This window comes from Paenibacillus xylanexedens (assembly GCF_007680605.1).
GTDB classification, from domain to species: domain Bacteria; phylum Bacillota; class Bacilli; order Paenibacillales; family Paenibacillaceae; genus Paenibacillus; species Paenibacillus xylanexedens_B.
On the sequence record NZ_VEIO01000017.1, the window covers coordinates 1 to 21,350 of the forward strand.

At 46.6% G+C, this 21,350-nt stretch carries 18 protein-coding genes and 1 tRNA gene; 12 read left to right on the plus strand and 7 right to left on the minus strand.

Annotation, left to right across the window (positions count from 1 at the left end; all coding sequences use genetic code 11):
- The first annotated feature begins 5 nt into the window (after positions 1–5).
- The 8 genes from FS818_RS27960 to FS818_RS27995 all read left to right on the plus strand — a co-directional run bounded on the left by FS818_RS27960 (position 6) and on the right by FS818_RS27995 (position 9,427).
- A tRNA-Gly gene (locus tag FS818_RS27960) sits at positions 6–76 on the plus strand.
- Positions 77–593: 517 nt separating this feature from the next.
- Positions 594–2,459: a 3D-(3,5/4)-trihydroxycyclohexane-1,2-dione acylhydrolase (decyclizing) gene (gene iolD / locus FS818_RS27965; protein ID WP_145336646.1), complete on the plus strand. Its 1,866-nt coding sequence runs from the start codon at positions 594–596 to the stop codon at positions 2,457–2,459.
- A 91-nt stretch (positions 2,460–2,550) separates the two neighbouring features.
- Entirely contained in the window at positions 2,551–3,444 is an 894-nt protein-coding gene (gene iolE / locus FS818_RS27970) for a myo-inosose-2 dehydratase (protein ID WP_145336647.1), read from the plus strand.
- A 156-nt stretch (positions 3,445–3,600) separates the two neighbouring features.
- On the plus strand, positions 3,601–4,611 hold the full coding sequence (gene iolC, locus FS818_RS27975; protein WP_145336649.1) for a 5-dehydro-2-deoxygluconokinase: 1,011 nt from the start codon (positions 3,601–3,603) through the stop codon (positions 4,609–4,611).
- A 131-nt stretch (positions 4,612–4,742) separates the two neighbouring features.
- Complete coding sequence (locus FS818_RS27980) at positions 4,743–6,218, plus strand: CoA-acylating methylmalonate-semialdehyde dehydrogenase (protein ID WP_145336651.1); 1,476 nt, start codon at positions 4,743–4,745, stop codon at positions 6,216–6,218.
- 96 nt (positions 6,219–6,314) lie between these two features.
- Positions 6,315–7,364, plus strand: a complete 1,050-nt coding sequence (gene iolG / locus FS818_RS27985) for an inositol 2-dehydrogenase (protein WP_145336653.1) — start codon at positions 6,315–6,317, stop codon at positions 7,362–7,364.
- Between the two features lie 121 nt (positions 7,365–7,485).
- Positions 7,486–8,292 carry a 5-deoxy-glucuronate isomerase gene (iolB, locus tag FS818_RS27990; RefSeq protein WP_145336655.1) on the plus strand — a complete coding sequence of 269 codons (807 nt, stop codon included), beginning with the start codon at positions 7,486–7,488 and terminating at the stop codon, positions 8,290–8,292.
- Between the two features lie 115 nt (positions 8,293–8,407).
- Positions 8,408–9,427 carry a LacI family DNA-binding transcriptional regulator gene (locus FS818_RS27995; protein ID WP_145336656.1) on the plus strand — a complete coding sequence of 340 codons (1,020 nt, stop codon included), beginning with the start codon at positions 8,408–8,410 and terminating at the stop codon, positions 9,425–9,427.
- A gap of 240 nt (positions 9,428–9,667) precedes the next feature.
- On the opposite strand, the gene FS818_RS28000 is transcribed toward FS818_RS27995, so the two are convergent.
- The 4 genes from FS818_RS28000 to FS818_RS28015 all read right to left on the minus strand — a co-directional run bounded on the left by FS818_RS28000 (position 9,668) and on the right by FS818_RS28015 (position 13,724).
- Entirely contained in the window at positions 9,668–11,647 is a 1,980-nt protein-coding gene (locus FS818_RS28000; RefSeq protein ID WP_145336658.1) for a methyl-accepting chemotaxis protein, read from the minus strand.
- A 178-nt stretch (positions 11,648–11,825) separates the two neighbouring features.
- A complete protein-coding gene (locus FS818_RS28005) occupies positions 11,826–12,185 on the minus strand; it encodes a hypothetical protein (protein ID WP_145336660.1) in 360 nt (119 codons plus the stop codon).
- A gap of 263 nt (positions 12,186–12,448) precedes the next feature.
- Positions 12,449–13,249 (minus strand): DUF4261 domain-containing protein, encoded by an 801-nt coding sequence (locus tag FS818_RS28010; RefSeq protein ID WP_145336662.1) that lies wholly within the window; start codon positions 13,247–13,249, stop codon positions 12,449–12,451.
- A gap of 109 nt (positions 13,250–13,358) precedes the next feature.
- Entirely contained in the window at positions 13,359–13,724 is a 366-nt protein-coding gene (locus FS818_RS28015; RefSeq protein ID WP_145336664.1) for a DUF1304 domain-containing protein, read from the minus strand.
- Between the two features lie 263 nt (positions 13,725–13,987).
- Here FS818_RS28015 and FS818_RS28020 point away from each other — a divergent pair, with 263 nt between their 5' ends.
- Positions 13,988–14,521 (plus strand): MOSC domain-containing protein, encoded by a 534-nt coding sequence (locus FS818_RS28020; protein ID WP_145336666.1) that lies wholly within the window; start codon positions 13,988–13,990, stop codon positions 14,519–14,521.
- A 26-nt stretch (positions 14,522–14,547) separates the two neighbouring features.
- Here the strand turns inward: FS818_RS28020 and FS818_RS28025 are convergent, their stop codons facing one another.
- The gene (locus tag FS818_RS28025) at positions 14,548–15,396 is read right to left on the minus strand and encodes an AraC family transcriptional regulator (RefSeq protein WP_145336668.1); all 849 of its coding nucleotides are present in this window, start codon (positions 15,394–15,396) and stop codon (positions 14,548–14,550) included.
- Between the two features lie 183 nt (positions 15,397–15,579).
- Between FS818_RS28025 and FS818_RS28030 the strand changes: the two genes are divergently transcribed.
- Entirely contained in the window at positions 15,580–16,029 is a 450-nt protein-coding gene (locus FS818_RS28030; RefSeq protein ID WP_145336670.1) for an SRPBCC family protein, read from the plus strand.
- 184 nt (positions 16,030–16,213) lie between these two features.
- Entirely contained in the window at positions 16,214–17,737 is a 1,524-nt protein-coding gene (locus FS818_RS28035) for a methyl-accepting chemotaxis protein (protein ID WP_145336672.1), read from the plus strand.
- 345 nt (positions 17,738–18,082) lie between these two features.
- Here the strand turns inward: FS818_RS28035 and pyk are convergent, their stop codons facing one another.
- A complete protein-coding gene (gene pyk / locus FS818_RS28040) occupies positions 18,083–19,498 on the minus strand; it encodes a pyruvate kinase (RefSeq protein ID WP_145336675.1) in 1,416 nt (471 codons plus the stop codon).
- 113 nt (positions 19,499–19,611) lie between these two features.
- Between pyk and FS818_RS28045 the strand changes: the two genes are divergently transcribed.
- Complete coding sequence (locus FS818_RS28045; RefSeq protein ID WP_145336677.1) at positions 19,612–20,391, plus strand: helix-turn-helix transcriptional regulator; 780 nt, start codon at positions 19,612–19,614, stop codon at positions 20,389–20,391.
- Between the two features lie 166 nt (positions 20,392–20,557).
- Here the strand turns inward: FS818_RS28045 and FS818_RS28050 are convergent, their stop codons facing one another.
- Entirely contained in the window at positions 20,558–21,229 is a 672-nt protein-coding gene (locus FS818_RS28050) for a phosphatase PAP2 family protein (RefSeq protein WP_145336679.1), read from the minus strand.
- Positions 21,230–21,350: the final 121 nt, after the last annotated feature.

Sequence of the window (21,350 nt, forward strand, 5' to 3'; positions counted from 1 at the left end):
TTTATGCGGGTGTAGTTCAATGGTAGAACTTTAGCCTTCCAAGCTAATAGCGTGGGTTCGATTCCCATCACCCGCTTTATATTTTGCTGAAGAAAGAGACACGATCTGTGTTCTCTTTCTTTTTTGTTTAGAAAGTGAGGATTTCCTCTCTACTATGGAGTGGCCTCTATGTGTTTGTTCTTCCTCAGTTTATTCCCTCCAGCAAAACTCAGCTAACTTTTCAATGCCTTCAAGTTAAATCCTGATGTTTATGATAATCTGCCATTCCACAACGGGCATCACTATCTTCACATGAAACATCTCATCAAAAAGTAATACGCTTGTTCATTACTCCGCGCATAATACTCCGTAAAAGAATTATACTGCATTTTTTAGCACTTAGAGGGGATAGACGAGCATCCTAAGTTCATCTCTTTTTGTACTTATTTACGAAAATCCCCCTTAATTTTAATAAAACGCTTACAAAAATAACTTGCGAAAATGCCTAGCCTGTAATACCATATGAATTAAGCGCTTAACCTTTAGGGGTAAGGCGCTTAAACTTAACTTAGATTAAGCGCTTAACCCGTAAAGGAAAGGATGGCGATCAATTCATGACAACGATTCGACTAACGATGGCTCAGGCCTTGCTTCGATACCTGGATCAGCAGTACATCTCGGTAGACGGGGTAGAGACCAAGTTTGTAAAAGGAATTATCGGAATATTTGGACACGGGAATGTAACAGGAATCGGGGAAGCATTAGAACGTAGCCCTGGAAGCCTGACGTATATGCAAGGTAAAAACGAACAAGGTATGGTGCACACAGCTGCAGCTTATGCCAAACAGAAAAACCGCAAACAGATCTATGCATGCACTACTTCTATTGGTCCTGGTGCGTTAAATATGATTACTGCTGCAGCAACGGCAACGGTGAACCGGATTCCGGTATTGCTTCTCCCTGGAGATAACTTTGCTACAAGAGAGCCAGATCCAGTATTGCAACAACTTGAAGTAAGCAGTGACTATACCATATCGGCTACAGATCCGTTCAAAGCGGTCAGCAAATACTGGGATCGCATCGTGCGCCCGGAACAGTTAATGGTTGCAGTTACGAATGCTATGCGTGTATTGACTGACCCAGCCGAGACTGGAGCTGTTACGCTGGCATTACCTCAGGATGTGCAGGCAGAAGCATACGACTACCCGGAATCTTTCTTTGCCCGTAAAGTACATTATCTGGATCGCAGGCCACCTGTTCAGGCTGCCATTGAACGGGCAACGAAGCAGATCACCCATAGCAAAAAGCCCTTGCTCGTTGCAGGCGGTGGGGTACTCTATTCTGAAGCATCTGCACAACTGATTGAGTTCGCGGAAGCCTTTGGTATTCCGATTGCCGAAACGCAAGCAGGCAAAAGCGCAGTATCTTGGGAACACCCGCTTAATGTGGGGGCCATAGGGGTTACCGGTTCTCTGGCAGCCAATCGCTTGGCTAAAGAAGCAGATGTCGTGATCGGCGTGGGGACAAGGTTTTCCGATTTTACCACGGCGTCACATGCTGCTTTTCAAAATCCGGAGGTATCATTTATCAACATCAATTTGAATAGTATGGATGCTGCCAAGTTAGGCGGGGAAGCCATTCTGGCAGATGCCCGTGAAGGTTTGCAGGCGTTGCAACAAGAATTGAAGGCACAACAGTACAGCAGTGCATATGGTTCATCTGAAGTGGCTGAACTTCGTGATCAATGGACTACAGAGGTGGATCGACTGTACGCTGCCGAGCACGAGGCCGGTCTGGCGCAGACAAAAGCCATTGGGATCGTAAATCGCACGATTGATCCATCTTCGGTAATTGTCTGTGCAGCAGGTAGTCTTCCAGGAGACTTGCATCGTTTGTGGCGTTCGACTGAGCCCAAGACATATCACATGGAGTATGGATTCTCTTGTATGGGATACGAGGTCAGCGGTGCATTCGGCGCAGCACTTGCAGAGCCGGATCGTGAAGTATATGCCATGGTGGGTGACGGCAGTTACCTGATGTTACATTCTGAACTGGTTACAAGTCTGCAAGAACAGAAGAAAATGACGGTTCTTTTATTCAATAATAATGGCTTCCAGTGCATTCATAATCTGCAACGCGAGCACGGCAGTGACGGATTCGGGAACGAGTTCCGTTATCGTGAAACAGACAGTGGCCGTTTGACGGGTGAGTATATGCCTATGGATTTTGCGGCTCACGCTCGCAGTATGGGAGCGAAAGCATATCGTGCGGAAACCGCAGAGCAACTGGAACAGGCGCTTCGGGATGCCAAGAACGAAACGGTGACAACATTGATTGAAATTCCAGTGGTACCTGGAACGAATACAGGTGGATATGAGTCATGGTGGAATGTCGGCGTACCTGAAGTATCTGTTGAGGAGAAAGTCGTTCGTGCCCATGAGACGATGAAAACGAATCGTGGCAAAGCAAAACTGGTTTAAGCGAGAGGTTTCTCTCATCTACTCATTTTATAAATAATTCTCTTTAGATAGAGATCTGACAAAGTTGAACAACAAAAGGAGCCGTGGAATCATGAGCAAGCTGCCATTCCAGCTTGGGATTCATCCGATCAATTGGGTCGGCGAAGATGTAAAGGAACATGGTGATGATACAACTTGTGCACAGATTCTGGACGATATTCAGCGTCTTGGACTAAAGGGTACAGAGATGGGGCGCAAGTATCCTACGGATCCTGCCACACTGCGCGAGGAACTAAGCAAGCGTAATATCAACCTGATCTCCCAGTGGAAATCCGTACTATTCTCCGATCCAGCATATCGCCAAGCAGAGCTGGACGACTATCGCAGACACGCGGAATTTCTGCAGTCCATGGGAAGCAAGGTAATTAGTACGGCTGAGGTAGGCGGTTCACTTCATTTTGATCCAAGACGGACACCGTATGAAAAAGAAGTGCTTAGACTCAGCGATGCCGAATGGCATGTTCTTGCTGAAGGCTTGAACCAAGCCGGTGCCATTGCCCAGGAGTATGGGCTTAAACTCACTTATCACCATCACGGAGGTACGGTAGTTGAGCAACCAGAGGAAATTGATCGTTTGATGGAGCTCACAGACCCGTCACTGGTTTACTTACTCTTTGATACAGGCCATGCCTACTATGGCGGCGCTGATCCACTTGAGGTGCTTCGTAAACATTACGACCGGATTGCTTACATCCATCTGAAGGATATTCGCCCGGATGTACTGGATCAGGCACGAGCAGAGCAATCTGACTTTGTTGGTTGTATTCGCAGAGGTGTATTCACTGTACCGGGGGATGGATGCATTGATTTTGCACCAATATTGCGGGAGCTGATCACTCGTGGATACAACGGCTGGGCGATGCTCGAAGGAGAACAAGATCCTGCCATTCATAATCCTTATGAGTATGCGAAACGCTCTCTGAGCTATATGGAGTCCCTGTACTAGGGGCAGTAGAGCAAACGCAATTAAAGACAGTTAACCAGCCTAGCATCTATATGTAAGTGAGGCAAAATAGAATAAACCAATATGAATTTATATAAATGGAGTAGAAATCATCTCCTAACCAATCGAGATTCCACCATAGAAAGGGGCTCAAACGCAATGACTTACGTATCCTTTCCAGCAACCAGGAAAAAGGATTTCACTGCCATTGGCCGCTTGTGCATCGATTTGAATGCCAATGAGATCAACCGTCCAATGGAAGAGACGATGACGTTTACCAAATATGTTGGCGGTTCTCCGGCCAATATTACGATCGGCATGTCCAGACTTGGCATGGAGACGGCTTTCATCGGCAAAATCGCAGGTGACCAGATGGGCAGATTCATCCAAAGTTATCTGGAGAAAAACGGGATCGATACCTCTAATGTGGTAACTGACAACACTGGGGCAGTAACCGGACTTGCTTTTACCGAGATTAAAAGCCCGACAGACTGTAGTATCCTGATGTACCGAGACAACGTAGCGGATCTTTTATTGCAGGCTAGCGAGGTACAGGAACAGCTGATTGCGGATTCCAAAGTGTTGTTGATCTCCGGTACAGCTCTCGCACAGAGCCCATCGCGGGAAGCAGTAATCCAGGCACTGACCTATGCCCAAAAACACGGCACTATTATCGTATTTGATCTCGATTACCGTCCATACACATGGACATCGGATGAAGAAACGGCCGTTTATTATAACCTCGCTGCCGAGAAATGCGATATCATTCTGGGCACACGAGAAGAGTTCGACATGATGGAGACATTCGAAAACAACCCGGATCATAATGATCAGGTGACGGCACAGAAATGGTTTGATTTCTCAGCGAAAATCGTTGTGATCAAGCACGGAAAAGAAGGCTCCATCGCATATACGCGTGAAGGGCTCTCACATCGGGCTAACAGTTACCCTGCTCGTGTCGTGAAAACATTCGGTGCAGGTGATTCTTACGCGGCTGGTTTCCTTTACGGCTTAATGCAAGGGTGGACCATCGAGCGCAGTATGAGCTACGGAAGTGCTGCAGCAAGTATCGTCATTTCCAGCCACAGTTGTTCGGATGCCATGCCAACGGTGGAACAGGTGGATGACTATATCGAACGCTGCAACCGGGGCGAGATTGTTCCGTCTTGATACAGCCGTAAACAGATGGCTTTATTCTAGATGATCGATGTTGAATCAATGGGACTTCGTGATACGAAGATACGCACTGGATAGGAAAGAAATACACCGAAGTAACACATAAACGAGGGGAGACAACACACATGGGAAAAGGGACTTCAGAAGCGTCTGCAACAGTGACGAATGTACAAAACTGGATCGGGGGTACTTGGGTAACCCCAACAACGACACGAACCGAAGCAGTTGTTAACCCGGCTACGGAAGAGATCATTGCATACGTGCCGCTGTCTGAACAAGCGGATGTGGATCAGGCGGTACAGACTGCGCGGGAAGCATTCAAATCATGGAGCACTACACCGGTTCCTCGCCGTGCCCGCATTCTGTTCCGTTATCAGCAGTTGCTGGTAGAGCACTGGGAAGAGCTAGCCAAACTGGTGACACTGGAGAACGGTAAAAGTTATGCCGAAGCTTATGGCGAAGTATTGCGTGGCATTGAGTGCGTGGAGTTCGCGGCGGGTGCTCCGAACCTCATGATGGGTAAACAATTGCCTGACATCGCTACAGGACTGGAGTCGGGCATGTACCGTTACCCAATCGGGGTCATCGGGGGAATCACTCCGTTCAACTTCCCGATGATGGTACCTTGCTGGATGTTCCCGCTGGCGATTGCTTGCGGTAACACATTCGTTCTGAAGCCGTCAGAGCGTACTCCGCTCCTGGCCGGACGTTTGGCAGAGCTTTTCAAAGAAGCAGGGCTTCCAGACGGCGTACTCAACATCGTTCACGGTGCACATGACGTTGTAAACGGATTGCTTGAGCATAAAGAAGTTGCTGCGATTTCCTTTGTCGGTTCACAACCTGTTGCTGAATACATCTACAAAACAGCCTCTGCACACGGCAAACGTGTTCAGGCACTTGCTGGTGCGAAGAACCACTCCATCGTTATGCCAGATGCTGACCTTGATCTGACCGTAAAAGAGATCACAAGTGCAGCATTTGGATCAGCTGGCGAACGTTGCATGGCTTGTTCCGTTGTCGTTGCTGTTGGCGATGTGGCGGATGCCTTGGTACAAAAGCTGGTGGAAGCAGCGGACCGGATCAACATCGGTAATGGTATGGACGAAGGGGTATTCCTGGGACCGGTCATCCGTGGACCTCACAAAGAGCGTACACTGGGTTACATTGAATCAGGTGAACAGGAAGGTGCAACGTTGATCCGGGATGGACGCAAGGATCAGGCGACAGACGGCTCCGGTTATTTTGTAGGACCAACTGTATTTGATCATGTAGATAGCACCATGAAAATCTGGAAAGATGAAATCTTTGCTCCAGTACTTTCGGTGGCAAGAGTAGAAACGCTGGAGGAAGCGGTAGAACTGGCAAACCGTTCAGACTTTGCTAACGGGGCATGTCTGTTTACTCGTAGCGGTGCGAATATGCGCCAGTTCCGTGAAACGATTGAAGCGGGTATGCTGGGCGTGAACCTGGGCGTACCGGCTCCGATGGCCTTCTTCCCATTCTCCGGTTGGAAGAAATCCTTCTACGGTGATCTGCATGCTAACGGCACGGATGGTGTAGAGTTCTACACTCGCAAGAAAATGGTAACTACACGCTGGTAATCGATCAACGCACAGCGTACAGCATGCAATACAGGGGCGCTGAGCAAGGGCTCAGTTCCCAGACACCATAGGGAAGCAAATAGGGAGGATAACGGAATGGGCAAGGACAAAGTAAGAATTGGCATTATCGGTGCTGGACGTATCGGCAAAATCCATGCAGACAACCTGCTGCGTAACCCGCATGCCGAAATTGTTGCGATCAGTGATTTGTTCGCAGGACCTGAACTGGAAGCATGGGCCACTGAACGCGGCATCTCTGTTGTCACCAAAGACAGCAGTGAGCTCATTGCCATGTCAAACATTGATGCAGTATTAATCTGTTCTTCAACAGATACACATGTACCGTTGATCGAGCAAGCAGCACAAGCGGGTAAACATATCTTCTGTGAGAAGCCGGTAAGTATGGACTTGTCCCAGACCGAAGCGGCTGTAGCGGCTGTAGCAAAGGCTGGCGTGAAACTTCAGATCGGATTTAACCGCCGTTTTGACCACAACTTCAGAAGAGTGCGTTCCCATGTGCTGGAAGGTACGATTGGTGATCCACATATTCTCAAGATTACTTCCCGTGACCCGAGCCCACCACCTGCGGAATATATCCGGGTATCCGGCGGAATTTTCATGGATATGATGATTCATGATTTCGATATGGCCCGTTATCTGTCTGGCAGTGAAGTCGAGGAAGTTTATGCTAAAGGTAAGGTACTCATTAATCCGGTATTCGCCGAGCATGGTGATGTGGATACAGCCATCGTTACGTTGACGTTTGCTAATGGTGCTATTGGTGTGATCGACAACAGCCGTCAGGCCGTGTACGGATATGATCAACGTGTGGAAGTATTCGGTTCCTTGGGCAGCGCTTCAGCGGATAATGACCATCCGAATACAGCGGAGATCAGCACAGCAGCTGGTCTGATGCGTGACAAACCACTGCACTTCTTCCTGGAACGTTACAATGAAGCGTATGTGCAGGAGACAGCTCTTTTTATCGATGCCATTATTCATGATATACCGGTCATCGTGGACGGTAACGACGCCGTACAGGCGGAGCGGATCGCTTTGGCAGCCAAGATGTCCATGGAGCAGGGAAGACCTGTGAAGATGACTGAAGTTCCAGGCGCACCGCGTGAGACGCAACCGGCAAATTAATTAGGGAGTATCTGAAAAGTCCGAAGGAAGCAAATTTTCTCTTCAAATAAATGAACGATACCGTCACATAAGGATCAGATCAAGTGATAGCAGACGAGGATGGAAGGAGTGGATCAATAACATGTCAGAACTTATCGTAAAACCTGCCGTAAACCCGGAGGCAGACGGAACAATATTAACGGTGACACCGGAATCTGCTGGCTGGGAATACGTCGGATTTCAGGTTGCAAAACTAGCAACAGGGGAGAAGCTAAGCCGTGAGAGTGGGGACCAGGAGCTCTGTGTTGTGCTTCTCAGCGGGCTTGCGAATGTAAGTACTCGGGAGCACACGTGGGAGAATATCGGGAAACGCATGAGCGTTTTCGAAAAAATTCCTCCGTACTCCGTCTATGTGTCCACGTCAGATCAGATTGAAGTTACGGCACTTACCGATCTGGAGATCGCGATTTGTGTTGCCCCAGGGAAAGGGACGTATCCTTCGCGACTAATCGCTCCTGAGGACGTAGGTGTGGAAGGGCGCGGTTACGGCAATCTGGAGCGTCATATCCATAACATTTTACCGGAGCAAAAAGAAGCTGACAGCCTGCTGGTCGTTGAAGTGTTCACGCCAGACGGTCACTGGTCGAGCTATCCGCCGCATAAACATGATCGGGATGCGTTGCCGGATGAATCATTGCTGGAAGAAACGTATTATTTCCGTGTGCAGCCGGAGCAGGGGTTTGCCATTCAACGCGTGTATACCGATGATCGTTCTATGGACGAAACACTTGCCGTGAAAAACGGTGAGGTCGTGCTTGTACCGAATGGATACCATCCGGTAGGTGCGCCTCCGGGATATGAAGTCTATTATCTGAATGTGATGGCAGGGCCGACACGGACGTGGAAGTTCCATAACGATCCCGATCATGAGTGGCTGTTCAAAAAGTAAAAGTCATAAGTAATTTCGTCTTCACATTGCGTAAGCAGTATTCCCCCTTCATAATAAGAAGAGAATAATCATCTATGTATAATGAATTTATATATAGCACAAATGGGGAAAAACGATGAAAGCAACCATTTACGATATAGCACGCGAGGCGGGGGTATCGATTGCCACCGTCTCACAGGTGATTAACGGCAAAGGCAAGATCAGCGAGAAACGCCGTGCCGAGATTATGGAGATCATGGAGCGGCTTCACTATCAACCGAGCGCAATTGCTGCTGCACTGACAGGTAAACAGACGTATACGCTAGGCCTGCTTGTACCGGATATTTCGAATCCGTACTTTGCCGAGCTTGCCCGGGCAGTAGAGGACCGCAGCCGCCAGTTGGGATATAGCGTGGTGATCTGTAGTACGGATAACAAGGACGAGCGAGTAGAGCGATACCTGAATCTGTTGCAGCAAAAAAGAGTCGACGGCATGATGATCGGAACCGGGATCGATAATGCAGAAATTCTGTCACCGCTCTTGCAGCAGTCGATGCCTGTTGCGCTGATTGCCCGCCATATGCCCGCGTTGTCGGTGCATACGGTCACTATTGACGATAGGCTTGGCGGTTTATTGGCTGCGCAATATCTGCTTGAACTTGGACATACTCGTCTGGCGGTCTTGTCTGAGCCATCCAAAGTCAGTAGCAGTCAGGAAAGGATACGCGGCTTCCGTGAAGCATTAAATAAGGCAGGATACGTACTGGAGTCCAATCAGATCCGCGAATCAGCTGCAGATCTAGGCTCTGCCAAACAAGAGGCGTTGCGGCTACTCGGTGAACAGAATCATCCGACAGGCTTATTCTGTTGTAATGATATACAGGCGATTGGTGCACTTCAAGCAGCCAAGGAGTTGGGACTACGTGTACCGAGAGATGTATCCATTATCGGATTCGACAATACGATTCTCGCTTCGGTAACGAGCCCGCCCCTAACCACGATTGCCCAACCAATTGAAGATTTGGGTCGCCGTGCAGTGGATTTGTTGATCGATGAGCTAAAGGATGAGCAGAAGGCTCCACAAAAAATTGTACTTAAACCGGAGTTGGTGGTTCGGGATTCGGCAGGTCAAGCACCAGCAGAGCTACGTAAATAGTCACAGTATTTGATGTAATACACGGGATCTAACCGCACATGTTGATTATTTATCTGCTGCGGTACCATGCAAGTGTCCAATGGTGTCTGTGACACATAACCAAACAGTAAACAGACCTTATTAGCACCATCTGGAGCATAATAAGGTCTGTATTTTTATATCTATAATGCTGATTTCTTGATTTAATGAGCTTGGATATGCATGTCCTTTTACAGAGGTCATCCGTATTGATATCAAAGATTACACCTTGAACTTTTTCACCTCGTCGGCCAGTGCTTTGGATTGCTCAGCCAATTCATTGGAGCGCTCGGAGATGCTGGTAATGTAATTGAATTGCTCTTGTGTGGAAGAAGCCACTTCTTCCGTCGAAGCAGCGCTTTGCTCCGACATCGCCGCAACGCTGGAGATCACCTCGGCAACTTTGTCAGCATTGTCGTCCAGTTCCGTCGTTGCAGAGGACACTTGTTTCAGCTGAGTTTCGATTCCCTCAATCGACTGTTGAATGCGAACGAAGGATTCACGCATGTTGTGCACGGCAGCAACCTGTTGTTCAACACCCTGCTCAGCCGTGCGTACTTCGTTAACACTCATGCCGCTGGCTGTCTGAATTTCATTCAGCAGTACGATAATGTCTTTGGCAGAGTCAGCAGATTGCTCGGCAAGCTTGCGTACTTCTTCTGCCACAACAGCGAAGCCCCGTCCGTGTTCACCCGCCCGAGCAGCTTCAATGGAGGCGTTTAACGCCAGCAGATTGGTTTGAGAGGCTATGCCTTGAATCATAGCCACGATGCCCTCAATCTTCTGAGACTTGTCGGCAAGCAGTGTAATCGACTCACCTACCCGGTCAATGGAGTGTCGATTGCCGTCTGCCAGTTCAACCTGGTGATCCACGGCTTGCAGACCTGTGAGCATCGCTTCACCGGCGTCACGTATCATCTCCACCGATTGTTCTACACTGCGGTTAATACCCCCAACGTTGTCACTCATAATAGCCAGACGACCTGATCCGTCGTAGACGGATTCAGCTTGTGTGCTGGAGCCTTGAGCCAGCTCATCTGTGGCAATCGAGATTTGTTCAGCAATTCGTTTGGTATTTTCCGTGTGTTCCTGCATCTCTTCTGAAATGCTGTGTACTCGGTCAGCCGAGGTGGTGACTTGGCGTAGCAGTGTGCCGAGTTGATCTGACATCTGGTTAAAGGCGATGCCGAGTTCGGCAAATTCATCTTTGCCCTTCGCGTTAACCCGTCCCGTGAAGTCACCGCCTGACATTTGCATGGAGGTCTGGTGCAGCTGTTTCAACGGTTTAATGAACAGAGTCGCAACCCAGTAAGCTCCAGCCAGTACAGCCAGAAGTGTAGCTCCAATAATTAGAATATAATTATTACGCAACTGATAAAATTCAGCATAGGCAAGTTTTTTTGAAATCACGGAACCGATCACCCAGCCTGTACTAGGAATCTGGTTATAGAATAACAGGTAATCTTCGCCGTTATAATGAAACGACTTTTCCCCTGAAGGGTTGCTCTGCATATCTGCCAGCAAAGGGCTTAATTCTAAATTATCCTTGGCCGAGGTGTTCACCATTTTTTCCTCTGGATGGGCGAGAAGCATCCCATTTTTGTCTATCATAAAGGTGTATCCGAGTCCGTTCAGATTAATTTTTTTGACCGTGTCCGTTAATTTGGAGAGTAGTAGATCGCCTGCAACGACGCCTTCCAAAGCGCCCTCCTTGTTATGTACAGGTATCGCGATGGATACGGCATACTCTTTGGTCATCATATCCTGGTAAGGATCGGAGAACATCAGAGCATCCGCTTGTTTAGCTTGCTCATACCATGGGCGTTTACGGGGATCATAGTCGGCATCTGGAGACCAGTCGGAACCGTTCATGAAAGTCCCGTCCTTTTCCGAGCCAAAATAGAGATCAGACAAATTTTCTTTATTGCTGCCCTTGTTCATCACATTAAAATAGTTTTCTGTAAGCGCCCCTTCAGGTACGCCATCTTCAATAACAAAGCCTAATGTTTCGATAATTTTGGCGTTACTGGAAATCCAGCCGTCCAACTGGTTAGCCGAAGAGGTCATCACACCCTTGAGCGCGGAGTCAACATTACGAGTGGCTTGTTTCTCCGTCTGATACAAACCAAGTAATGCGATTGGCAATGCAGCGATCAGCACGGCTGTCAGAAACATCATCATTAATTTAGGTTTGAGCTTCATTCCAATTCCCCCCACATGCTAATCTCTTTTTTTCTTCGCAAGCTTATGCAATATATCGTCATTTCGAAATCAAATTTTAGTTCTTTCTCTAAAGTTACCGCCCTAAATGTTCAAATGCCAAAAAGAGGCTCCCCACCGGAGAACCCCATTGTCTATATAAGAGCTATATTTCGCATGTTTATTTCAATAAAAATGCCAATGCCTCATCATATGTTTCCCATTGAAATTCCGTCTGATGTTCTGATTCTTTGGAGATTCGATTAAGCTGCATCTTGGCGATCGCTCCACCGACAGCTACACTAGCCCGCTTCATGCCCAGTTCTTTTGCCCGTTTTTGATGCGCAACCATTGTATCTTTGGTATCTTGTGGAAAGGCTTTCAAATTTCTCATGTCGACGAGCACATCAAATGCGTTATCCAGCTGGGGAGCAATTCTCTCGATTTCAGTATTAACTTGTTCGACCTGCTCTGGTGATACAATCCCTTCCCAGACAATTTCAATAATAGGTTTAGGTGAATCCAAACGTCTGACAGACATACAGGCAACTCCTCATTCATCAATTTATGTGTGTGAGCCTATTGGCCTATTAATCATACTCCTTTATACGTTAAATAAAAATGTATACACATATCATCATAGTACGAATGGACTATTATTTTTTGTTGAATGCAAGATGTAGATATGTGGAGGTTCTATGATCCAGTCATCCATGTTGGGGGAATCATAAAAGCCGCCCGGAATAAATTCCTAGACGGCTTTTATGAACATCCATCAGTAGTGCAAGGTAGTAGCGGAAACGGTTAAAAACCAATCTTCAGGCTTTCCCCTTCCGTAGCAATTCCCTTGGAAAGAGTGATGCTTAGTTTCTGCTCTGCAGTGAATCCAAGAGTCTCACCATCATGCAGGGTAACATCATTCTCGACAACATAGGTGGTTGTCATAAACATCATCTCAAAGACATCACTTAATGGCTTGGACGATCCGGCAATCTCCATCTCCACTTTCCCAAAGTTACGGAGGCCGTAAGTATATGCTGAAGCGCCTTCGAGGTTTTGATACAGACCAATGAACACCCACAGAGGTACCGGTAATTCATCCTCCTTAAGCCCGCGGCTTACCTCCACATACTTACCTGCTTCAACGACAAGTGGAGACATGTAGATTGCGAGAGCATGATCCAATTGCAGTAATGCGGATGCGGTTTGAGTAAAAAGGATATGTCCCTGGATAGCATCTGTTGCATTGAGAACAGATACAATGATCTGAGACTGGTGCCGTGAAGTCACCTGTTCAGCTTCTGGCCAAAGAATGTTTAACTTCGCATTCTCCTCGACCTCTCGATCGGGTACAGGTGCGGCAATGTGAGCGCACACGACCTGCATTCCATCGACTTCAAAGAAGAGATTGCCTTCCTCGGCTTGCTCATTAATCTCAATATTCCATTCCATCTTCATCCGGTCGATAAAAAGATTAAAATCGCAGTCTTCCCGTTCTAATAGCACAAATCCGACAATGGTTTGACTATAATCCGTCTGCGGAGCAGCAACGCTGGATTGTACCTTTTCCTTTTTGCGCCGACGCAGCTTGTCAAACAGTCCCATGACATGTTCCCCTTCCTACTTCCAGAACCATTCTGGTGATTGGTAAGATATACTTCCTACCTTACCATATCCGAGGGTCCAGTCGCAGATTATGCACGTTTTAAACAAGTTACAGGAACAATACAAGCAATAGCGCTATGATTGCCGGCAACCCTTGCTTAATGATAATGGACCGTGAAGAAGTTGCACCGCCGTAGAGAGCCGCAATGATTACACATGCTAAGAAGAAAATCTGAATATGCAATCCTACACTGGAATCCGGATATAACAGGCCCCAGATCAGACCGGCTGCAAGAAAACCGTTGTATAGACCCTGATTAGCGGCAAGAGCTTTGGTGGAGTTAGCAAACTCCGGTGTAGTGCCAAACGTTTTCATCGTGCGTGGACGTGTCCACATGAACATCTCCATAATCATGATATAGAAGTGTTCAACAGCTACAAGAGCGACAAAAATAGTACCGATCAAAAGAAACACCCTGCTTTCTAATATGTAATGAACTTCACAATCTACTTAATATATAGATTAGCATAAAGGCGAAAAATTTCAAATTAATTTTTAGCAATTTAATTGTGTGTGTTGTATTAAGGTTTTATTCGGAATGTTCTTCTAACTTCGAAAAATGGGTAAAATAATAAGACATATCTATCAGCATCTGCCGAACGTCCAAGATTCATACACAAACTAACAATGAAAGACCAACAAGGGAAAGCAGGTTATCCGGAAAAGGAGGGAGTTTAATGGGAACGGCTCAATTTGTTTTGCTTGCAGATGATCCGTCTACATTTGTGACAAGGGTAGTGCCCTTTATAGATATTGAACTTGCGGGAATACCGGGGGATCGGCATTACGGTTTGTTAAGACCAGCAGATTCCCGTCAGAAAATCTACAAACGTGGTACGCTGATTGCCAATCGCCGGCAGATCAGCATCGTTTCTGAAGAAGAGTGCGCATGGATTGCCCAAAAGATGAGCATTCCGGAAGTTCGTCCCGAGTGGCTCGGAGCCAATATACTGGTGCGCGGTATAGAGCGATTGACCGAACTGCCTGTGGGAACCAGACTTCTGTTTCCTGATGGAACAGGCTTGATCTGTGAAGGAGAGAACCTGCCTTGTGTGCATCCTGGAAAAGTCATTGAACAGTTCTACGGACAGGAGGGTTTGCGCAAAAAGTTTGTGCCGGCCGCCCGCAAGAAACGCGGTATCGTCTGTTCCGTTGAACGTGAGGGTGTCGTTCACACAGGAGACACCATTGAAGTGGTACACTTGCCCTAGATATCCGGCCGCCGTATTTGTATAGATTATCGTCCTGCGTGGTTTACATCTCTACCTAATGGAACGTGTTCAGACAACAGCATATATTCTTCAGGTGTACTGCCAATAATGGATTTAAAGTCTTTAATAAAATGGGATTGATCGTGGTATCCCAAGTCTTGAGATAACTTGCTTAAGTCGCAGGTTAAACCATTTTCTATGCATTCGGCCGCATTTTGCAAACGATATAATTGGATGACTGTTTTGGGGCTGATGCCGATATATTGATTAAACAAACGCTGGAGCTTACGTGTATGCAGATTCCAGCGGGCTGACAGCTGATCTACTCTCAACATATCCCGATCCTGCTCAATGTGCTGCACGATAGCGCAGGTTAAGTTCGCTTCTATGTCCTCCGAGGGAAGGCGTGCAGAAAGCACCTGATCCATATAACGGACCTTGTCCTCCATGGCGTCTTCACCTAGCAAAATATCCTCTAATGTTCTGGCACGGATGCCTAACAGGCCAGATACCTCCAGTGGTTTCCCGTAGAGTGTAGATACGGGTGCTTGAAGAAAAGGATAGAACCCTCCCGGTTTGAACTTTACGCCAAACACACGGCCTTTACCGTGAACAGTGTAGGTAAACTTTTGATCAGAAGGCCCGAAAAAATAAGTTTTGTTTCGCTCAACAATCAGGTTGACGCAGGGATTAGGTACTACATGCTGGGGATACGGCTCAAGATCTGCAAGATCCCAGGAGACCATCCAGTAATGTTTGACAAAAGGAACCAGCACCTCGGCTGGAGGCACTCGTAATAACTCATATCGTTGGTTGCCCTCTTGCAAATGCAGAAGTCCCATGGAGGGGGAAACAGGATGGCCTGTCCTTTTCATTCTTGTGTACTCTCCTTCCTGATTGGATATGATGATGAAATGATTCCGGTACAATCGATCTCATTTAGTATACCGGATATTTCGTCGTTGTCGCGTTTTTACAATACGAGCCACGAGTTTAACGGTAGGATAAACGTGCGGGGAACAGCCGCAATTTGAATGTATAAAGGGAGTGACTATCTAATGGATCTAAAATATGAATTTTATATCAATGCAGGACGTGATGAAGTATGGAATGCCCTGATTTCCCCAGAGGGTACGCGTAGCAGTTTTTTTGGCAGTGAGCTTCGCTCGAATTTTCAACCTGGACAGCCCTTTGCCTATGTTGGGCCGGGTAATGATGGTGAGGAAACCGTTCATGTATATGGCGAGATTCTGGAGTTTGAACCGCTCTCCACGCTTAGTTATCGGGAACATCCGGGGCCTTCGTACCATGCCAATCATGCCGAGCTCCAGTCGAGAGTCATCTTCCGGTTAGAGAGCGTGGGAGAGTGTACCAAGCTGACGCTGATCAATGATCAGTTTACAGACAATCATCCGTCCTTTGCCAATGCGCAGAATAGCTGGTGGATGGTTCTAAGCAGCATCAAGACGTGGGCAGAGACGGGCAAAACGCTTGATTTCGGATGGTAAGAAAAGAATGATATTCACGCAAACCGAGATTTTAAAAATAATGGAGTCAGTTAACAACGTGAATCTTGCCCTAACGGGTCGAGCTTTGCGTTTTTTTTTATATTAGCGACTTTAGACCTACACTTATTGTCTTTTTATGTCGAAGTATATATAAAGACACCTGATATAAGAGGGGATATTGCCGATGTTTCTGAAACGTAGTGAAGTAACCAAAACAAATCGTGTAGATTCACATGAGCAGTTGCTGAGTTACAGCCGTCAATTGCTTGAGAACGCACAGAATGGCTTGTTCTGGAATGGGACAGACGCCGATGGTCAAGGAAACAATGAAATTCTGGAAAATATCCGGAAAGCGGTGCAACTGCTGCAGTCACAGCATGAGGTTGCGCAATTGCGTCTTACGATGTTGAATCAGGCGCTTCATGCGGGTATATGGGAGTCGGAAATCGTTGCAGGCGATCCGCTGGATCACAATAACGTCGTTTCATTCTCGGCAGAATTCCGCGAGATGCTGGGTTACAGTAATTCAAAGGACTTTCCGAATGAGTTCGCAAGCTGGGCTAAATCCGTACATCCAGAGGACAGACCGCAGCTTGTAGAGCATATTACGAGACATGTGAATAATCCGAATGATCGAGATGGATATAACATTACTAGCCGTATGCTTTTGAAAAATGGAGAAGTACGTTGGTTCAGGTGCCTTGGACGACTTGTGAGAAGTGCTACAGGTACTCCGGTTAAGTTAATTGGAGTCATGTTCGATATTCATGAGGAGAAGACCAAGTCAGATGAACTGGAGGCGCTTGTTACCCGTTATGATCTTGTTAACCGTGCACTTGTGGAGGCACCGTGGGATATGACGGTGGTAGCCGGGGACGTGGTCAATCCAAACAATGAATTTTGGTGGTCCCCGCAATTCCGGAGAGAGCTGGGTTTTAAAAATGAAGAAGATTTCCCGAATGTATTTAGCAGCTGGAGCAGTCGTCTTCACCCGGAAGACCATGACCGGACAATCAATGAGTTTGCTAAACATATGAATGATTACAGCGGCAGAACGCCGTATGATCTCGATTACCGTTTGCAACGGAAAGACGGGGAGTATCGCTGGTACCATGCAGGTGGAGAAACCATTCGTGACGAGAATGGAGTACCGCTTCGTGTTGCTGGAACCATTCGGGATGTGACTCACCAGAAGAATAAAGAAGTGATTGTTGAAGCGATGAATCTGAAAACAAAACAATTGTCAGAATCGATCGAAGAGATGGTACGGGGCATTAACTCAATCACAGATCAGGCACAGGAACTGGTTAACGCTCAGGAGTTATCTGCTGATGCCGCAACGCAGGTGCGGGATAGTGTAGAAGAAACGAAAAATATTACTGCGTTTATCCGGGAGATTGCCAGTCAGACGAATCTACTCGGTTTGAATGCAGCCATTGAAGCCGCGCGGGCAGGTGAGCTGGGCTTGGGATTCGGCGTTGTAGCTGGCGAAGTGCGGAAGTTGGCTGATCACAGTTCGGAGGCAACAGTCAACATTGAAGATAGCATGCAGAAAATGAAAACGTTAATTGATCATATTTTGCAACATATTGGCAACATGTCCACATTGACTCAAAATCAGGCGGCTTTGACACAGCAGGTCAATGCTTCAATGGATGAGATCAACAATATGTCGCAGGACCTGGTGAACTATTCGCGCAATTTGTAGAACGACTTAATCGAAGTAAGGTGTTTACACGTAACACTCCGATGACAGAATACCCTTTCAATCGCTGTTATCCCCAGATTTTTTTGTTCCCTTTTCTAAAGGTTAAAATCCGGTGATAAAGGCGAAGCCTATGCTTCCGATGTAGCTTTCTTTCAGAAAGCTTTTAGCTTCGCTTTTCCAGGTTTTTCTGTCCTCTCCGTTTTTGTGTAAAAAATAGATCCATTTTTCTCGATCAACTTTGAGTGTAGTAAATATAAAGAGGAAAATCAAAAATCCACCGGATTTCACATCCCGGTGGATTTTTGATTTCATTCTTTTTATAGAACGCTATGCCGCGATTCGTAATTATACTTGCAGTACTTTAATCAGGTTGGTGTTACCGGATTGGCCGATTGGAACACCAGCGGACAATACGATAATGTCGCCTTTTTCAATGTAACCTGTTTTGATCGCATTTCGTGTTGCAGATTCGAACATTTCATCCGTTGTTGTCACTTTATCGCCCATTACCGGAATAACCCCGGAGAGCAGGCAGATTTTGGACAGTACTTCTTCATGTTGCGTGACCGCGATAATTGGTGCTTTTGGACGGTATTTCGAGATCATGCGAGCGGTAAAACCACTCTCTGTTGAAGTGATAATGGCTTTAGCATTCAGAACGAGGGAAGAGCTTACTGCTCCCTGACTGATGACCTCGGTAATGTCAGCCACTTGTTGTGCAGATTTTTGGTTGAATTGTTCTTTGTAATCAATCATCGTTTCTGCGCGACGTGCAACAGCAGCCATCGTACGAACAGATTGGATCGGATATTTACCAGCAGCGGATTCGCCAGACAACATGACAACGTCTGCGCCTTGCAGCACCGCATTTGCCACGTCACTTACCTCGGAACGAGTTGGACGAGGGTTTACTTGCATGGATTCCAACATGTGTGTAGCGACGATAACCGGTTTGCCGGCCTTGTTACATTTGTCGATCATTTCTTTTTGCATCATCGGTACGTCTTCAATGGGAACTTCAACCCCGAGGTCACCACGAGCTACCATAATGCCGTCTGATGCTTCGATGATATCATCCAGGTTGGTCATACCTTCCTGGTTCTCGATTTTGGAGATGATCTGTACATGGTCTTGACCGCGTTCTTTGAGAATGCTACGGATCTCACGGATGTCATCGCCTTTACGAACAAAGGATGCTGCGATAATTTCGATGTTGTTCTCGATCCCGAATCCGATGTGCATGACGTCACGCTCGGTTACGCCTGGCAAAGTCGTTTTGATTCCCGGCAGGTTCACACCTTTACGTGGTTTCAGGATACCGCCGCTAATGATTTTGCAGTGAATCTCTGAACCTTCAACAGACAATACCGTCAGATCAACCAATCCATCGTCAATCAGAATGCGATCTCCTGGTTTAACAACCAGATTCAACTCAGGGTAATTTACAGCGATTCGTTCTACATCGCCGAGAACGTCTTCTGTGGTAAGCGTGAGTTCTTTACCTGCTTGAAGGTGAACAGAAGCTTCTTTTAATTTGCCGATCCGTACTTCCGGTCCTTTGATGTCCATCATAATAGGTACGTATTTGTTCAGTTCAGCAGCAGCTGTACGGATATTGTTAATTCGTCCCACGTGATCTTCCAGCTCTCCATGAGCCATATTCAAACGGGCAACTGTCATACCTTCCTGAATCATTACTTTCAACGTTTCGATTGAGTCACAAGCAGGTCCCATAGTACAAATAATTTTGGTTTTCAACATGCTAATATCCTCCTCATATTTAGTGCTTATGTGTACATTGTAGCGTTTTCTGTCGAATCACGATATGAACTATAGTACAATGATTAGAGTATAGTCCGATAATGAGGTGTTATATGGTTACTCCACTTGAAGTACATCATGTGAATGGCGTAGGGTGGTACGAAGAAGCCGTGCAACCACAAGGGATTTGGCGTCTTAGCTTGGTTACATATGGAAAATGTGTATATTGGGTGAACGGAGATAAACAGATCATGGAAAAGGGTGAATTGTTACTTATTCCCGGTGGGACACCCTATTATGGAAAGAGTATTCCTACCGTTACGCACACCCAGTTTGTTATTTTGTTGAGGCAAAATGAGACCGCAGAACTGCCTGCACTTCAACAGCGTGAACCATTGAGGCATAAACCGGGCTGTTACGAACTGATTCATCAGAGAATGAAGGGCATTCAGCAACAATGGGAAGAGCGTCCTTCTTATTATGTCATGATGAGCCAGGCCTTATTGATGGAAGTCCTAATTTATATTAACCGGGAACTCGATCGAGGGATCATTCCACCAGAGAGGCATCGGTACGTGGAACGGATGAAACGTTATATTGAGCAGCATTATCGGGAGAAAGTAACTAAGGAAGAGCTTGGTGACGAGATCGGAAAGTCTCCCAACTATGCAGCCTCCCTGTTCAAAAGTGTAACGAATCAGACCATTAGTGAGTATGTCCATGATCAACGGATGAAAAGGGCTCTTTACCTGCTCACCGAGTCGCAGCTCTCCATCCAGGAAATTGCCGAATTTCTCGGCTACCGGGACTTGTCTTACTTTTACCGCATATTCAAACGGCTCATGGGCAGTCCGCCATCCGATCTCTTGCATGAGCGTCCCCCGATTGTCTAACAAATGACAGCCCTTGCTGGTCTAGTAGAGTTTTTCATAAATAAATTTGGTCTGATGAATGAAAAAAAAGAGGGCTAAGATGCCCTCTTTCATTATTAATGTTGTTGTTGTTGAAATGTAACATGTCGCAACCTGTTTATCTACAATGTTTTGTCCTGAAAATACGTTAGGCATTTCGGCTTGGCTGCGTAGATCGGAGTGGTTGCTTGCTGTTTTTTGCGGTCTGTCCCAGGCGTTTCGCAAAGACATGAACTGCCCAATACGCGGCTTCAGCAAAAGCAATGCCACCAACGACGTCCAGCATGGAATGCTGTTTGACGAAGACAGTTGAAGCAATAATGAGCCATAACCAGACGGAGCCGAAGATTCGCACGGCAGGTTTAACGTTCAGATGCCGGTTAAGAATAATGAACAACATGTAGCTTGTTAAACAATGGACGCTTGGAAAACAGTTCACAGGCGCATCATTGGAATAGATGAATTGCACAAGTACACTGCTTAGATCTGTTCCAGTCACTTCCGGACGTGGTACATACGAGGGGAATACCACAAAACAAACATTGGCCGCCATCACCCCGACGTTATAAATGAGCAGTGTCCGCCAGAATAACGACTTATTCGTTAAACCAAGATAGAGAAAGCTTAGATATAGAATAGGCATCCAGCTGACATATGGAATAATAAATTCTTTGATAAAAGGAATCTGTGTATCAATCCAGGCATAATTGTAAAAGACATCACTTCCCGCTTGACTACCTAGGAACATATAAATGGAGCCTTGAAGTGGTATACATAGAATGGCCAGCAGATGTCCCCATCTTTTAAAAAATGCTTTCATAAAATCCTCCCTGATTCAATATGCATTATCAATTTCATCGTTATCTAAGTTTCATAGTCAGTTGACGCTAAATGGATGAAGCACCCCTGCAGTTTAAATCTTATTCTTACTATAATGGACA

Bases quoted from the DNA above. Each gene is read 5' to 3' on its own strand.
- FS818_RS27995 (WP_145336656.1), top strand. From the start codon at position 8,408: ATGAAAGCAACCATTTACGATATAGCACGCGAGGCGGGGGTATCGATT.
- FS818_RS28020 (WP_145336666.1), top strand. From the start codon at position 13,988: ATGGGAACGGCTCAATTTGTTTTGCTTGCAGATGATCCGTCTACATTT.
- FS818_RS28045 (WP_145336677.1), top strand. From the start codon at position 19,612: ATGGTTACTCCACTTGAAGTACATCATGTGAATGGCGTAGGGTGGTAC.
- FS818_RS28050 (WP_145336679.1), bottom strand. From the start codon at position 21,229: ATGAAAGCATTTTTTAAAAGATGGGGACATCTGCTGGCCATTCTATGT.
- FS818_RS27980 (WP_145336651.1), top strand. From the start codon at position 4,743: ATGGGAAAAGGGACTTCAGAAGCGTCTGCAACAGTGACGAATGTACAA.
- FS818_RS28010 (WP_145336662.1), bottom strand. From the start codon at position 13,249: ATGGGACTGTTTGACAAGCTGCGTCGGCGCAAAAAGGAAAAGGTACAA.
- FS818_RS28005 (WP_145336660.1), bottom strand. From the start codon at position 12,185: ATGTCTGTCAGACGTTTGGATTCACCTAAACCTATTATTGAAATTGTC.
- iolE (WP_145336647.1), top strand. From the start codon at position 2,551: ATGAGCAAGCTGCCATTCCAGCTTGGGATTCATCCGATCAATTGGGTC.
- iolB (WP_145336655.1), top strand. From the start codon at position 7,486: ATGTCAGAACTTATCGTAAAACCTGCCGTAAACCCGGAGGCAGACGGA.
- iolG (WP_145336653.1), top strand. From the start codon at position 6,315: ATGGGCAAGGACAAAGTAAGAATTGGCATTATCGGTGCTGGACGTATC.
- FS818_RS28035 (WP_145336672.1), top strand. From the start codon at position 16,214: ATGTTTCTGAAACGTAGTGAAGTAACCAAAACAAATCGTGTAGATTCA.
- FS818_RS28030 (WP_145336670.1), top strand. From the start codon at position 15,580: ATGGATCTAAAATATGAATTTTATATCAATGCAGGACGTGATGAAGTA.
- iolC (WP_145336649.1), top strand. From the start codon at position 3,601: ATGACTTACGTATCCTTTCCAGCAACCAGGAAAAAGGATTTCACTGCC.
- pyk (WP_145336675.1), bottom strand. From the start codon at position 19,498: ATGTTGAAAACCAAAATTATTTGTACTATGGGACCTGCTTGTGACTCA.
- FS818_RS28025 (WP_145336668.1), bottom strand. From the start codon at position 15,396: ATGAAAAGGACAGGCCATCCTGTTTCCCCCTCCATGGGACTTCTGCAT.
- iolD (WP_145336646.1), top strand. From the start codon at position 594: ATGACAACGATTCGACTAACGATGGCTCAGGCCTTGCTTCGATACCTG.
- FS818_RS28000 (WP_145336658.1), bottom strand. From the start codon at position 11,647: ATGAAGCTCAAACCTAAATTAATGATGATGTTTCTGACAGCCGTGCTG.